General features: G+C 39.3%; 16 protein-coding genes. All 16 read right to left on the reverse strand.

From position 1 onward, the window contains the following. Positions 1-2: 2 nt before the first annotated feature. The gene (locus CGC63_RS07430; protein WP_004221766.1) at positions 3-578 is read right to left on the reverse strand and encodes a peptidylprolyl isomerase; all 576 of its coding nucleotides are present in this window, start codon (positions 576-578) and stop codon (positions 3-5) included. A 16-nt stretch (positions 579-594) separates the two neighbouring features. Next, positions 595-1,644, reverse strand: a complete 1,050-nt coding sequence (gene rsmH, locus CGC63_RS07435) for a 16S rRNA (cytosine(1402)-N(4))-methyltransferase RsmH (RefSeq protein WP_004221765.1) — start codon at positions 1,642-1,644, stop codon at positions 595-597. A gap of 9 nt (positions 1,645-1,653) precedes the next feature. Then, positions 1,654-2,673, reverse strand: coding sequence for a sugar kinase (locus CGC63_RS07440; RefSeq protein WP_004221764.1), 1,020 nt, complete (start codon positions 2,671-2,673; stop codon positions 1,654-1,656). Between the two features lie 6 nt (positions 2,674-2,679). Further along, complete coding sequence (locus CGC63_RS07445) at positions 2,680-3,219, reverse strand: GNAT family N-acetyltransferase (protein ID WP_004221761.1); 540 nt, start codon at positions 3,217-3,219, stop codon at positions 2,680-2,682. 86 nt (positions 3,220-3,305) lie between these two features. Beyond that, positions 3,306-3,785 carry a 23S rRNA (pseudouridine(1915)-N(3))-methyltransferase RlmH gene (gene rlmH / locus CGC63_RS07450; RefSeq protein ID WP_004221759.1) on the reverse strand — a complete coding sequence of 160 codons (480 nt, stop codon included), beginning with the start codon at positions 3,783-3,785 and terminating at the stop codon, positions 3,306-3,308. A gap of 11 nt (positions 3,786-3,796) precedes the next feature. After that, entirely contained in the window at positions 3,797-4,321 is a 525-nt protein-coding gene (locus CGC63_RS07455) for a DsrE family protein (RefSeq protein ID WP_004221758.1), read from the reverse strand. Next, a complete protein-coding gene (locus CGC63_RS07460; protein WP_004221755.1) occupies positions 4,322-5,026 on the reverse strand; it encodes a DNA alkylation repair protein in 705 nt (234 codons plus the stop codon). A 69-nt stretch (positions 5,027-5,095) separates the two neighbouring features. After that, positions 5,096-6,490 (reverse strand): NADPH-dependent glutamate synthase, encoded by a 1,395-nt coding sequence (gene gltA / locus CGC63_RS07465; RefSeq protein ID WP_004221754.1) that lies wholly within the window; start codon positions 6,488-6,490, stop codon positions 5,096-5,098. Beyond that, entirely contained in the window at positions 6,490-7,377 is an 888-nt protein-coding gene (locus CGC63_RS07470) for a sulfide/dihydroorotate dehydrogenase-like FAD/NAD-binding protein (RefSeq protein ID WP_009247391.1), read from the reverse strand. Before CGC63_RS07470 ends, gltA begins: the two co-directional genes overlap by 1 nt. A gap of 214 nt (positions 7,378-7,591) precedes the next feature. Continuing rightward, complete coding sequence (locus CGC63_RS07475; protein ID WP_004221742.1) at positions 7,592-8,722, reverse strand: FN3 associated domain-containing protein; 1,131 nt, start codon at positions 8,720-8,722, stop codon at positions 7,592-7,594. A 19-nt stretch (positions 8,723-8,741) separates the two neighbouring features. Next, a complete protein-coding gene (locus CGC63_RS07480) occupies positions 8,742-11,216 on the reverse strand; it encodes an FtsK/SpoIIIE family DNA translocase (protein WP_004221740.1) in 2,475 nt (824 codons plus the stop codon). A gap of 35 nt (positions 11,217-11,251) precedes the next feature. After that, complete coding sequence (locus CGC63_RS07485; protein WP_004221735.1) at positions 11,252-12,124, reverse strand: undecaprenyl-diphosphate phosphatase; 873 nt, start codon at positions 12,122-12,124, stop codon at positions 11,252-11,254. Positions 12,125-12,207: 83 nt separating this feature from the next. Next, positions 12,208-12,912, reverse strand: coding sequence for a ClpP family protease (locus tag CGC63_RS07490; protein ID WP_009247395.1), 705 nt, complete (start codon positions 12,910-12,912; stop codon positions 12,208-12,210). Between the two features lie 53 nt (positions 12,913-12,965). Then, on the reverse strand, positions 12,966-13,694 hold the full coding sequence (locus CGC63_RS07495) for a YebC/PmpR family DNA-binding transcriptional regulator (RefSeq protein WP_004221723.1): 729 nt from the start codon (positions 13,692-13,694) through the stop codon (positions 12,966-12,968). Beyond that, the gene (locus CGC63_RS07500; protein ID WP_004221720.1) at positions 13,664-15,055 is read right to left on the reverse strand and encodes a hemolysin family protein; all 1,392 of its coding nucleotides are present in this window, start codon (positions 15,053-15,055) and stop codon (positions 13,664-13,666) included. The genes CGC63_RS07495 and CGC63_RS07500 overlap by 31 nt, the downstream gene beginning before the upstream one ends. A gap of 105 nt (positions 15,056-15,160) precedes the next feature. After that, positions 15,161-15,508: a type II toxin-antitoxin system PemK/MazF family toxin gene (locus tag CGC63_RS07505; protein WP_004221714.1), complete on the reverse strand. Its 348-nt coding sequence runs from the start codon at positions 15,506-15,508 to the stop codon at positions 15,161-15,163. Between the last annotated feature and the right edge of the window lie 54 nt (positions 15,509-15,562).

Consider the following 15,562-nt stretch of genomic DNA (forward strand, 5'->3'; position numbering starts at 1 on the left):
TTTTATTTTACAACTTTGATGCTTTCGATGACCGGCTGGTCTTCCGGTAGCACCGTACCATTGTCATCTATTACCTTTGCCTCACTACAGATTTTATCTACAATTTCTATACCTTCTGTCACATGTCCGAAGGCAGCATATTGTCCGTCAAGGAAAGTGCTGTCCTCATCTACGATAAAAAACTGAGAGCTGGCGCTGTCCGGAGCCTGAGAACGAGCCATAGATAATGTTCCCTTTTTATGAGAAATCGTATTGTCTACACCGTTTTGAGAAAATTCCCCTTTAATAGTTTCCTCAGAACCTCCTGTGCCGTTACCCAGAGGGTCGCCGCCCTGCATCATAAATCCGTCCATAATGCGATGAAAAGTCAATCCATCATAAAATCCTTCTTCTGCCAGAGAAATAAAGTTTTCTACTGTAATTGGCGCCTGTTTCGGATCCAATTCTGCTTTAATAGTTCCATAATCTTTAATATTAATCTCTACTTTAGGATTATCGTTATTATCTTTTTCACCACATCCGGCTAATATAAGTCCCAGTACACTGGCTGCTGCAATCATGCGAGTCAATTTTTTCATGAATTTATAATCTCCTTTAAGCTTTTATTGCCCATCTCATTTTAGTAGAGCGTGAACGGCTGTTTCTTGCACATTCCTCTGCCGAAGGTCTGATAACATCTTTTGAAATTTCACTGTAAACACCTTCCCTGTAAAAACGCTGGAATGCTTTTTTTACTAGACGATCCTCTCCGGAATGGAAAGTCAAAATAGCAACACGAGCTCCCTTATTTAAAACAGTAGGAAGTTTTTCCATAAATGCTTCTAACACTTCAAATTCGCTGTTTACATCAATACGCAAAGCCTGAAATGTTCTGGCACAGGATTTTTTTACCATTTCTTTTCGTTCTTTTTCAGGGATACGTACCAAAGCTTTTTCTACTGCTTTTTGAAGCTGTGTTGTAGTTGTTATGGGATTTCCTCTCCTGATTTCAGAAATAATGGTGTTGGAAATTTCTTTTGCATAAGGTTCGTCTGAATTTTCAATCAACATTCCTTCCAGCTCCGGCTGTGAAATATCTTTTAAACGCTCTGCTGCTGAAATTCCTTTTTCAGGGTTTAAGCGCAAATCCAGAGGACCTTCAAATTTATAAGTAAATCCACGTTCAGGATTATCAATCTGCATGGAAGAAACCCCTAAATCTGCCAGAACAAAATCAAAACCGCCTGCTTCTTCTTTTAGTTGGTCTACATCGGCAAAATTCATCTGCTTAATTGTGAGAATATCTTCTTTGTAGTCCATTTTTTCCAAACGCTCTTTTGTTTTCTTTATCTCTATGGGATCTACATCCAAGGCATATAAATGCCCTTTGCCTTCTAAACAGCCTAACATCTTGGAGGAATGTCCTCCATAACCTAAAGTGGCGTCAAGTCCTATCTGTCCCGGCTGAATTTGCAGAAAATCTAAAATCTCCTGCACACAGATAGAAATGTGCATTCCTGCCGGTGTTCCGCCTTTTTGAATAACTTTTTCAATGGTATCTGCATACTTTTCCGGCTGTAATTCTTTGTATTTTTCTTTATAGCTTCTGGGATGTGTACCTTTATAGCGTACCCGTCTTTTATGCTGCTGTTCCTGATTTTCCATTTTCTACTCCTATCTTGAAAGATTAATATCCTTTGATTTCATGATTTTAAAAATTTCTTCTTCACTTACCACATTAAAATCGTGCTGCACCATTAATTTCATTACACTGGCTGTAATAGAAAAATCAATGAGCTTCTGCGGTGAAAAATGATTTGCCAACGCATGCAAAAGTCCCGCTGCAAAAGCGTCTCCTGCCCCTACCGCTTCTAAACTGTGTACAGTGTGAATTGGACTTTCATAAAATTTTCCGTCACACAGATAAATTCCCATCCACTGTCCGTCTTCTACGGTATAAATGTTTCTTAAAACACTGGCAACGGCTTTACAATTTGGATATTGCTTTATAATTTCTTCCATGCCTTTTTTGTATGTTTCAATCTGGTCAATTCCATGTGCCATGTCTCCGTCAAAAGCATGAATACCTAAGCTTGCCTCAAAATCTTCATCATTGGCAATACATAAATCCACATAGTGCATTAATTTTTTCATAACGCTCTGCGCTTTTTCTGTACTCCACATTTTACTGCGGTAATTCAAATCACAAACCACCTGAATGTTATGCTCTTTGCAATATTTTAAAGCTTCTGTCACGGCAATTTCAATCTTTTCACTGATTGCCGGAGTAACACCGGAAAAATAGAAAATATCTACATCCGGAAGAAGGCTTTCCCAGCAAAATTCTTCCGGTTCTGCCATAGATAACGCACTGTATTCTCTGTCATAGACAACATTCGTCTGACGAATGTTACTTCCTTTCTCAAAATAATAGATGCCCAGACGTTTTCCGCCTTTCAAAACAAGGTCTGTATTGACACCATAACCACGAATTTCTTTTAAGGCAGCCATGCCCACAGGGTTATCCGGCACTTTTGTAAGGAAAGAAACCGTATCCTCCAGCATTGCCAGAGATACCGCAACATTGGCTTCTGCCCCTCCATAGCTGGCTTCAAAATTTTGGGATTGGATAATTCGCAAATGCTCCGGTGTTTTTAAACGAAGCATTATTTCTCCGAAAGTTAATATTTTCATTTTGGTTTACCTCATACTATCTGTTTCTTTTAATTTTCCGTAAATACATAAATCTTGGACTTTTCCGTTCTTTATCACTGCATTTTTCATTGTTCCTTCCAGAGAAAATCCGTTCTTTTTCAGAACCTTTTGCGAAGCGATATTAGGCTCATAAACAAGACCGGTAATGCGTATAATATCTAATTCAGAAAACGCAATTTCGCAAATCTGCTTCACCGCTTCTGTCATAAGGCCCTTTGACTGGTTATCTGTCAAAAGGAAATATCCGATTTCTGCATCCTTGCGATATACACCACTTTTTTGCTCAATGGAAATTGTACCTATGATTTTATCATCTAAGAGAATGGCACGAAAAACACCGTCTTTGCCTTCATGCTCGGCAATCATATTCAGCCACCAATCTGCATCCTCTTTTGTGTAAGGGAAAGGCAGACGGTCAGAAAGAAACGTTCGGTCAACAGCGTTGCCAATAGCGCTTAAATCATCTGCATCTGTCAAATCCCATTTCTTTAATTGTATTCTGCTGGTATCTGCTAATTTTGACATAAATATCTGCCACCTTTCTGTGTATATCCATTAAGACCTTTATTATACATAACTTAATTTTAAAATACAACTTGTATCTGCTTTCTTTACTTATGATATGGCTCTCCTGCTGCAATTCGATAACCACGATAAATTTGTTCTAATAAAATCACACGCATTAACTGGTGTGGAAATGTCATCTTAGAAAAACTAACTGCATAATCGGAACGCTTTAATACTGCTGTTCCCAGCCCAATAGAGCCGCCGATAATGAAAATAATATGGCTTTTTCCCTGAACGCCCAACTGCTGGATTTTTTTCGAAAATTCCACAGAGTCCAGCATCGAACCTCCGATTTCCAAAGTAATTACATAAGCGTCTTCCTTGACATATTTTAGAATTCGTTCTCCTTCTTTTTGGCGAATTTGATTTTCGACCACCTCGCTGGCAGCATCCGGTGTCTTTTCATCTGCAACCTCGATAATTTCCAGTTTACAGTATTTTCCAAGCCGTTTGCTGTATTCTGCCACAGCATCTTTTAAATACTTTTCCTTTAATTTTCCTACGGTAATAATGGTAATTTTCATAAAAATCCTTCCTAAACACGTATATAGGCATATCCCTCTTCTTGTTTTTCTATAAGTGTCAAAACGCCAAAAGGAACTGTTGTTGCCAAAGATACCAGCTCTGCATTTGTAAGCTCTAATTCCTTTATAGAAATTTCGCACACAAAAAATTTCACACCTTTTGCATGAAGCTCGAAAGCTGTTTGATTATCTTCAGAGGATAAAAGTCCTTTTATTGCATGATTTATTGCTAAAATTTCTACATTGCATACTGCGTTTTCCTCACAAAGCTTTTGGGCATATTGTTCTGCTCTTTCCAGACCCTGCTTATCTTCTGCATGAAAAATCACTTTACCCTTTGGCTGGGAAGACGGTTCTTTTCCTATAATTTCATACTCTATTTCATCAATAGACAAAGGTATCCCTGTACTGCTGGTTACATTGATACCACCGTACCAAGTGCTTTCCACAGTAAAAATATCACCCTCCTGATAATCAGAAGACCAGTCATTCATTTTCTTTATAATTTTAACCTTATCGCCTTTTCCTGCTTTCATCTATTTTCTCCTCATTTTCTGTAAACGTTCTTTGCTTTCTTTTGGTACACGATAGGACTCTCGAATTTTTTGAATAGATTTATTATGAGTAAAATCGTCTAAAAGATTTTCTTCAAAAATACTTTCTGTTTTTTTCGGGAATTTTACATAGCATACAGAAATCGCCCATGCAACAGCCATTTTTACATAATAGCCTTCATGATGAACTTGTAATAATAAATCCAGCACTTGCTCAATATATGTCTCGTTGATAAAAAAATCTAAAAGACATACCACGGCAAAACGGATTTCATATTCTTGTTTACTGGCTAAATATATCTTAATAAACGGCATCCATTCTTCTGGAAAATCACGCATAAACTTATAAGTAGCACAACTGCAGTCACAGATTGCCCAATTATTGATATGAGGAATAAATTTCTCAAGTTCCTTCTTCCTTTCTTCTGCTGAAAGCTTTGCATAGCCTAAAATCATTCCCCATAACATCAGTTCCTCATAAACCTGTGTATCAACATGTTCAATAAATTCCCTGTAATCTCCTTTTGCCGCCCTTTTTGCAATTTCCCGCAGCTTCGGAACCCGCACACCTAAAATATTCGAAATACCGGGAACAAGAGAACTGTGGAAGTCCTTGTAGCCTTCATCACTGTTTTCATATAATTCATTTCTTATCCATTGCGTAATATCTGACATTCTTTTCTCCATTTATAGAAAAAGGTCCGCATTTTGTACGGACCTTTTCTGCAATCGAAATATCACAACGATTTCCCGATTTTATTTTGCTTTATTTTTAATGAATTCATCAATACCTTTTGCTGCTGCTTTACCTGCACCCATAGCAAGAATAACAGTAGCTGCGCCTGTTACGGCATCACCGCCGGCATAAACGCCTTCTTTAGATGTTTTACCGTTTTCTTCATCTGCGATAATACATTTTCTTCTGTTGATGTCAAGTCCTACGGTTGTAGAAGAAATCAATGGGTTTGGAGAAGTTCCCAGAGACATGATAACAGTATCAGCCTCCATTTCAAATTCAGAACCGTCAATAACTACCGGACGTCTTCTTCCTGATGCGTCTGGTTCACCAAGCTCCATACGAACACATTTAATACCTTTTACCCATCCGTTTTCGTCAGCCAAAATTTCTACCGGATTTGTGAGAAGGTCGAAAATAATACCTTCTTCTTTTGCGTGATGTACTTCTTCTTTTCTTGCAGGAAGTTCTTCTTCGCTTCTTCTGTATACAACATGTACTTCTGCTCCGAGACGAAGAGCTGTTCTTGCAGCATCCATAGCAACGTTACCGCCGCCTACTACAACTACCTTTTTACCTGTTACGATTGGAGTATCGTAGTCTTCACGGAAAGCTTTCATCAGGTTGCTTCTTGTTAAGTATTCGTTTGCGGAGAATACACCGTTTGATACTTCTCCCGGAATTCCCATAAACATTGGAAGACCTGCACCGGAACCGATAAATACAGCTTCAAAGCCTTCGTTTTCCAGTAATTCATCTACCGTAGTAGATTTACCGATAATTACGTTTGTTTCGATTTTAACACCTAAAGATTTTACGTTTTCTACTTCTTCTTTTACAACCTTGTCTTTTGGAAGACGGAATTCAGGAATACCATATACCAATACACCGCCCGGCTGATGTAATGCTTCAAAAATAGTTACATCGTAACCCATTTTTGCCAAATCACCTGCACAAGTAAGTCCGGAAGGACCAGAACCGATGACTGCTACTTTATGTCCGTTTTTCTCAGCAGGAGCTTCCGGTTTAATGCCGTTTTCTTTTGCCCAGTCTGCAACAAAACGCTCCAATTTACCAATAGATACAGCCTCTCCTTTAATTCCTCTGATACATACACCTTCACACTGAGATTCCTGAGGACATACACGTCCACATACAGCAGGAAGTGCACTGGACTGACCAATGATTTTGTATGCTTCTTCGAAGTTTCCTTCTTTTACTTCATGGATAAATGCAGGAATGTTAATGGATACAGGACATCCCTTTACGCATTTTGCATTTTTACAGTTTAAGCAGCGAGCTGCTTCTTCCATAGCTTCTTCTTTATTATATCCAAGACAAACTTCTTCAAAATTTGTTGCTCTTACCTGAGGATCCTGTTCTCTTACAGGAACTTTTTCTAATACGTTACCCATTATTCGTCACCTCCGCAGTTTCCACATCCGCCATGATGTGTGTCGCCTTCGCGTTCTTTTAATAATGCACGACCTTCTTCTGTCTTATACATCTGCTGTCTTTTCATAGCTAAATCCCAATCGATTAAATGACCATCAAATTCAGGACCATCTACACACGCAAATTTAACTTCTCCGCCAACAATTACACGACATGCTCCACACATACCTGTTCCATCAACCATGATTGGGTTCATGGATACGATAGTTGGGATATCATATTTCTTTGTTGTAAGGCAACAGAATTTCATCATGATCATAGGACCGATAGCAACACATCTTGTGTAAGTTTTGCCTTCTGCAACTAAATCATCAATGACTTTTGTTACCATACCGCTGCGTCCGTAAGAACCGTCGTCTGTTGTAACATACAGATTACCTGCAACAGCTTCCATTTCTTTTTCAAGGATAACTAAATCCTTTGTCTTTGCTCCGACAATAACGTCAGCATCAATACCATGCTCATGAAGCCATTTTACCTGAGGATAAACAGGTGCAGTACCTACTCCGCCGGCTACGAAAAGAATTTTTTCTTTCTTTAATTCTTCAATATCTTCATTTACAAATTCAGATGGACATCCTAAAGGACCAACAAAGTCTTCAAAAGCATCTCCTGTCTGTAATTTTGCGAATTTTTCTGTGGATGCTCCGATTGGCTGGAATACGATTGTTACGGTTCCTGCCTCTCTGTCGTAATCACAAATTGTCAGGGGAACTCTTTCTCCTGCATCATCTAATTTTACGATGATAAACTGGCCTGGCTGACAATGCTTTGCAACCATAGGTGCTTCTACAACCATGAGATATACAATCTCATTAAGCTTTTCTGCTTTTAGAATTTTATACATAATGTCCTCCTCAATATTTCTCACAAAATACCGGCTTTTCTCTGCCCGCATAGCAGTTTTGCGATGAATTCCATCGATATTATCTTATGTCGATATATTGTTATAATTGCTAACCATCAGTATAAGACAAATAGAATAAAATTTCAATCTGCTTTTACTGTATAAAATTCATTTTTGTGCACATTGCTGTTATTTATTTCTTTTTTTTGACTTATTACCCATAATAAACATAAATAGCGCTGCTTACCGGACTGACCTTTCCTCTTTTGTCCACGGCAATAGCTGAAAAAGTATGCTCACCCTTAGGCATGGCAATAGGGCCTGTATATTTTTGACTGTCAGTGGTAGGCTCTTCGTCAAATGCATAGTAGATATCACAGCCTTCCTGTGCAGTTACAATAATATCGGCAGCATAATCGTATTTGTCAGAGCTTGGAGAAATCTGAGGCTTTTCCGGTGCCTCAAATTTCAAGGTATAAGTTTCTGTGCCGACCTTACTTGGAATTCCCTTTTTGTTATAGGCGATATATTTCAGGGTTACGGTTTCTTCTTCCTCAAGAACAATAGCTTCGCTGTATTTCTTGCTGTGTTTATCCGGTGTCTTTCCGTTTAAAGTATAGAACACCTCTGTTCCCTCCGGAAGATTTTCAAACTCTACGGTGATATCTGTGGAATATGTACCGCCTACATTGGAGGGCAAAGGCATTCCAGATACATACGCTTTATATTTTTCCTTCATAGTATCATCGGCATTGCTCATCAGCTCTGCAATTTTATCAAATTCTTCGTTTTTTTCGTAAAGTCTTAAAAGCTCTCCGTAAGCATTGACGCTGTCAGGATGGTCTTCTACCACAGAAAGCAAAATAGAAAGGGCAGCAGACTCATTGTCCTCTTTCAGATAAATCTTTGCCTCTAAAACATTGGCTTCGGCGCTTTTGGGATTTAAGGATAAGGCTCTTTCTATGTATTTTAAAGCGCTTTCGTAATCTTTATTACTGAATTTTGTCTCTGCCTGTGCCATCTGGAAATCAAAGGAATTGTGCTGGGACTGATAAACGAAAAACAACCCAAGTCCTGTTGCGGCAATAATTGCTGCGGCAGAGCCTGCCAATATAATCCTTCTTTTCTTTTTCTTTTTTCTTTCAAGCTCTGCTTTTCTTTGCAGACGCTCTTGTTCCTTTTGCAGTTCCAGTTCTTTTTTTCTCTTTTCCTGCTCTTTTAACTCTCTTTGCTTGATTAAGGTTTCCAAAGTATTATATTCGGGAACCCATTGAACCTCCTTCCCACATTTGGGGCAAAATAAAGTTCCTTCTTCAAGCTTTGCACCACATTTTGTACATTTCATGCCATTCTATCCTCATTTTCTATAAATACTCGTCAATATACTGTTCAAATTCTTCCATAGACATCAGCACTTTTCTTGGCTTTGTTCCTTCCTCGTCACCTACCACACCGGCTTCGTATAACTGGTCCATAATACGGGCAGCTCTGTTAAAACCGATTTTAAATACTCTTTGGAGCATTCCGATAGAGGCTTTGTCCTTTTCAATAATAAACTTACCGGCATCTGCAAAGTAAACGTCTCTGTCATTTGCAGTATCTGCTCCGGCTGTTGTTGTCTCTTTTACCGCTTCAATTTTTTCCTGAATTTCTTTATCATATTCTGCAGTTGGATTTTGTTTTGACAAAAAGTCCACCACTGCGCCTACTTCCTGGTCACTGACAAAAGCTCCCTGAACTCTGGCAGGTTTTTGATACCCCTGAGGATAAAAGAGCATATCGCCTTTACCTAAAAGTTTTTCTGCACCATTCATGTCTAAGATGGTTCTGGAGTCCACGCCGGATGATACAGAAAAGGCAATTCTGGAAGGCATATTTGCCTTAATCAACCCTGTAATAACGTTGACCGAAGGTCTCTGTGTGGCAATAATCAGATGAATGCCCGCTGCTCTGGCAAGCTGGGCAAGACGGCAGATAGAGTCCTCCACTTCGCCGGGGGCTACCATCATAAGGTCTGCAAGCTCGTCTACGATAATGACAATCTGAGGCAGCTTTTTCGGTTTATTTTCATCTTCAATATTCGAAATACTTTCCACTTTTGCATTATACCCTTTTAAATCACGGACATTATATTGGGCAAATTTATTATAACGGTCTGTCATTTCCGCTACCGCCCAGTTTAACGCTCCCGCAGCCTTTTTCGGGTCAGTGACAACAGGAATAAACAAATGTGGAATTCCGTTGTATACACTAAGCTCTACCACTTTTGGGTCAATCATAATCAATTTTACATCATCCGGTGATGCTTTGTAAAGAAGGCTGATAATAATTGTATTGATACATACCGATTTACCGGAACCCGTAGCGCCTGCAATCAGCAGATGCGGCATTTTTGCAATATCGGTAATTACCGGCTTTCCGGCTATATCCTTTCCGGCTGCAAAAGCAAGCTTTGATTTACAGCTTGAAAAAGCCTCGGACTGCAATAAGTCACGGAGCATAACAGTACTGTTATTTTCATTTGGAACTTCAATACCCACGGCTGCTTTTCCCGGTATGGGCGCTTCAATTCGGATATCTGTTGCAGCCAAATTCAATTTAATATCATCTGTCAGTCCTACAATTTTGCTTACTTTCACGCCTTGCTCTGGCTGCAGCTCATATCGGGTAACCGTCGGACCGCAGCTTACGTTTGTAATACTTACGTTTACGCCGAAATTATGTAAGGTCTCCTGTAACTTTCCGGCAGTTTCCCGTAAGTGAGCATCGGAGTCTCCCCCTGTCTGTTTTCCTTTTTTCAAAAGCTCCATAGGAGGAAATTCATAAGCCTTTTTTACTTCTGCTTCTTTTAAAGCAATTTCTTCGCTTACTTCATGAATACCCTGTTCAATTTCCGCTTTGGAAGAACGGGGATTTTTTTTAGAGGTTTCCTTTTCTTCTTCCGGTGGAGGTACAATTTCTTCCAAATCCTGTACTAATTCCTCTGCTCTATGTATTGGAAAAGCATTTTCCGGAACAAAAGGCTCATCCAGAAGGATATCTCCGGATACCTCCTGCTCTTTCGCTTTTTTCCTTGAAGCCTTTGATTCTTTTTTTCTTTTTCTTTCTTGTTCCGGTTCGTTTACTTCTGTTTCTTTTAAGAAATCTTCTGTTCGTTCTTTTCTTTTCTTTCTTCGCTCCTGCTGCTGTTCTTTTTCTGCCTGTTCTTCCTGACGTGCTTTTAATTCTTCCTGTCTTTGGGCTTTTCTTTCTGCTGCACGCCGGTACATTTTACGGCTGAATTTTTTTATCATATCAAACATGGATTTTTGCGTAATCAAAACAAAGGAAATCACCATGGCAATTACGGTAATTACATAAGTACCTACTGTTCCGAATGCCTGTACCAAAAGGCGGCTCAAAGCTCCTCCCAGAAGACCGCCGCCTGTTTTATACTCTGCGGAAACACGATAATAAGCCATGAAATCACGTTCATATACAGCGCCTTCTGTAACAAGCTGTAAAAAAAGACAGACAGCAAGAAACAGCAGGACAAAGCCTGCCATTTTTCTGTATGCTCTCGGATTTCTTTTGTTTGCAATGACAAAGGCAACTCCCAAAAACAAGAAAATCGGAAGAGGATAGCAAACTAATCCCACCAGTCCGAAAAAGAAGCTGCTAATTGCGTTTCCTACCGAACCTCCCACTCCGAAATTACTGATTAAAAGTACGACAGAAACAGCCAGAACAATCCATAAAAAGATTTCTGACTCCATAGAAGGTCCTGTCTGTACTTGTTTTTTCTTTCTTCCGGCAGGAGTCCTTCGTTTCCCTGCACTTTTTTTCTTGGTCGCTGCCATATTTCTTTTCTCCCCTTAATCAATTCCCCTGATACTTATATAAAATTACAAACGATTGCCACAATTCCCAATAAAAAACAATAAACAGAGAAAATACGAAAACGTTTTTTCCTCATGACTGCCAACATTCCCTTGATACAAAAATATCCTACAACGCCTGCCACTGCCGCAGCAAAGACTGCTAAAGCCATAGTCTGCACATTATCTCCTGTGTAGGAGAATTGAAAAAGTTCTAAAAGCGCTGCGCCTAACATAGCCGGTATTGCCATTAAAAAAGAATATTTCACTGCAAATTTACGGTTAAATCCGCATAACAGACAGACCGCAATGGTAATTCCCGCTCTGGAAATACCGGGAAAAACAGCAATCCCCTGACAAATTCCCAGCAAAAATGCAATGGAGTAAGTAACATCCTTCGGGATTTTCTTCCCTGCCGGAAAGAAATCTACTACCAAAAGCAAAATTCCTGTTATGAAAAGTCCCATAGCCGGCGCAAGGAGATTTTTCCCTGCCTGCTCTACAACATTCTGAAGCAAAAAGCCTAAAAATGCAGTAGGAACGGTAGATACAAAAAGCAGCAACAGAAGCTTTCTGTAATTATTGGAAATAATCTTTTTATACCGTTTTGCATCCTGCTGATGCCTATTGTGAAAATAGGTCCACACATTTCCATAGATGTCATAAAGGCTTTTACAGCCCTCCAGCAGCAGCTTTTTCACATCCTGACGAAACGCAATAAAAATTGCAGTAAGGGTTCCAAGATGTATAATGGTATTAAATAAAAGTCCGGTGTCTGTTTCTATTTTAAATAAATTTTCAATAATTGCCAGATGACCGGAGCTGCTCACCGGAAGAAACTCTGTAATTCCCTGAATTATACCTAATAAGAGTGCCTGTATAAATGACATTTTATTAACCTCATCATTCGTATTTTATGTTTTTATCAAATGTTTATTCTATCATAAATCCTGTATTCGTACAACTTAAATTCCTAAGATTTCTGCGCTTTCTCTTTTTCAATCAATTCATACAATTTATGAAGCGCCTGACAAATTCCTCCTGTTTCGTCAATGAGCCCTTCTTTTACCGCTTCTTCCCCTTCCAGCATCGTTCCCACATCCTTTACCAGCTGGGAGGTGTCCAGCATCAGCTGTTCAATACGTTTTTGAGGCATCTTTGAATGAGAGGCAATAAAGCGTGTAATCCTGTCCTGAATTTTTTCCATGTTCCGATAGGTCTGCATAACGCCGATAAACATTCCGTTGCTTCGAACCGGATGAATTACCATAGTTGCGCTGGGGACAATGTAAGAATAATCTGCGGAAACCGCCATGGGAACACCAATAGAATGGCCGCCTCCAAGTACAAGGGAAACGGTGGGCTTGCTTAAAGAAGCTATCATCTCTGCAATGGCAAGTCCTGCTTCCACATCTCCTCCTACGGTATTTAATAAAATCAATAACCCGTCTGTCTCTTTACTGTCTTCAATCATGGCAAGCTTTGGAAGTACGTGCTCGTATTTGGTAGTTTTGCTGTTGTTTGGCAGACATTCATGCCCTTCCACTTCTCCGATAATGGATAAAAGCTGAATGTGATACTCTTTCTCGTTTTCTTCCAGTAAAACCTGTCCCATTTCCTCAATCTGTTCATTTTGCTGCCGGGTTTTATCCAGTTTTTCGTTTTTTTCCTCGGACATAAAAATACCTCCAGTTCTGATTTCTGGAGGTATTATGTGTAGTATCTCTGTTTTTATTCTTCCCAATTATACCATACGTCTGTGACGTCGTCATCATTTTCCAATAAGTCAAGAGTTTTCTGAAGATTTTTGATATCCTGCTCATCAGAAAGTGTTACATAATTCTGAGGGATCATGGCAACCTGTGCTTCCACCATTGGAATGCCTTCTTTTTCTAATGCTTCTCTTACTGCACTAAAATCATCAGGAGCGGTAAGCACTTCAAAACTGTCATCTTCTTCTGCGAAATCTTCTGCGCCTGCATCTAAGGCAATCATCATTAAATCATCTGCATCCATTTCACATTCTTCTTTATCAATGATAATCTGTCCTTTTTTATCAAACATGAAGGATACAGAACCCGGTGTACCAATGTTTCCGTTTCCTTTTGTAAAAGCGCTTCTTACATTTCCGGCAGTACGGTTTTTGTTGTCTGTCAGTGTTTCTACGATAATAGCCACACCGCTTGGACCGTAGCCTTCGTATGTAAGCACCTCAAAGTTATCTGCATTGGAGTCTCCGGCAGCCTTTTTAATACCTCTTTCAATGGTATCGTTTGGCATGTTGTTTGCTTTTGCTTTTGCAATCACGTCTCTTAATTTGCTGTTGTTTGCCGGATCCGGTCCGCCTTCTTTTACAGCTACTACGATTTCTCTGCCGATAACGGTAAAGATTTTACCTTTTTTTGCATCGTTTTTCTCTTTTTTATGTTTTATGTTTGCGAATTTTGAATGTCCTGACATTTCTCTTCTCCTTTTTCTTCGTCCGGTAATTTTTCAACCCGAACTTTTTGTATGGTATTATTTTCCACTGCAAGAATGGTAAATAAATATCCTTTTGCTTTTATTTCTTTATCCTCTGCCATATTAGGTACGTGCCCTAATAAAGAGGTAAGATAACCGTTTAAGGTATCAAATTCTTCTTCGTCAAAATCAGAATTTAATACATCGTCTACTTGCTCCAGAGGAGTAAGTCCATTCATAACCAAGGACTGATCGTTCTGAAGCTGGATAAAGTTTTCGTCTTCATCATACTCGTCTAAAATGTTTCCTACAATCTCCTCTAAAATATCTTCCATGGTTACAATTCCCGATGTCTGTCCGTATTCATCTACCACAACCACCAGATGAATTTTTTTTGCCTGCATACGCTTAAACAAGTCATTGATGCTTCTGGTCTCCGGAACATACACGGCTTCCCTGACTAAATTTGGAATAGAACCAATGGGAAGGTTTTCACATTCAGGCAGTGTAATCTGCCTCATAACATCTTTTAAATGTAAAATACCGATAATATTATCAATATCCTCCCTGTATACCGGATAGCGGGAATTGCTGTTGTCCAACATATAAGACAAGGCATCCTTTAACAGCGTATTTTCTTCGATGGCATGGAGATTTTTGCGGTGCGTCATAATATCCTGTGCTTCCGTTTCAGAAAACTCCATAATGTTCTGGATCATTTCCGCTTCGTTTTCTTCGATAACGCCCTGCTCATGTGCATCATCCACCATGGAAATAATTTCTTCTTCTGTTACATCGTCCTCCTGCTTGTGAGGGTCTACGCCAAACAACCGTACAACCACATTGGAAAGCTTCATAATCAGAAAGGTAATAGGCTTAAAAACTGTTACCAAAAGCCGAACTACACTGGCTGTGCGGTAAACCCATTTATCTGGATTATGATTAAATACCTTTTTGGCTGAAATTACGCCAAAGGACATCAGTGTAATTAAAAAGAACACCAGCACCAACACCACAGAAATTCCTGCCCCTATATAAGGAGGGATTTCAATATGAGCTGCTTCTGCAAGTCCTTCTATCCATGTGTAAACATAGGGGGTTATGGAATGAATTCCAATGTAACCGATTAAAATACTTAAAAGCGTTGCTGTTGTCAAAATAGTATTGATAATTGTAGCGGGATTTGCCATAATTTCTAAAATCCATTGAGATTTTTTATCATTTTGCTCACCGGCTTTTTTCTCCACGTCTGCTTCGCTTACCTTTTGAATGGCAGCGCCAAAACCATATAAGCTGCCGTTTACCAGAATAAATGCAGCAAATACTATCAGAGCCCCTATCAGGCTACTCCCATCATCCATAAATTATATTATTTCCTTCCTTTTTCTTACGTTTTTCAATGTGATAAAACACATCATGAATAAAATACCATTTTCCATATCTTTCGTCAAGATTTCCGCAGAAAACTATGTAGGAAGTTCCAGACTGACGCACAGTGCATGGTTGACCTTCTTCAAAATCTCTGCGTCTAAATGGCAGACCTTATCCTTCAGCCTTCGTTTATCAATGGTTCTTAACTGTTCCAACAAAATTACCGAGTCCTTTACAATGGCATAAGACTGTGCATCAATTTCAATATGCGTAGGAAGCTTTGCCTTGTTCATTCTGGATGTAATTGCCGCACAGATGACCGTTGGACTGTGTTTGTTTCCAATATCATTTTGTATAATCAGAACCGGTCTGATACCGCCCTGCTCACTGCCGACTACCGGCCGCAGGTCTGCGTAAAAAATATCTCCGCGTTTGATAACCACACATTTCACACTCCGATTTTATGTTTTTTATGATTTTACCCATTTTTTTCGTGT

Origin of the sequence: Blautia hansenii DSM 20583 (genome assembly GCF_002222595.2) — a bacterium.
Classification (GTDB): domain Bacteria; phylum Bacillota; class Clostridia; order Lachnospirales; family Lachnospiraceae; genus Blautia; species Blautia hansenii.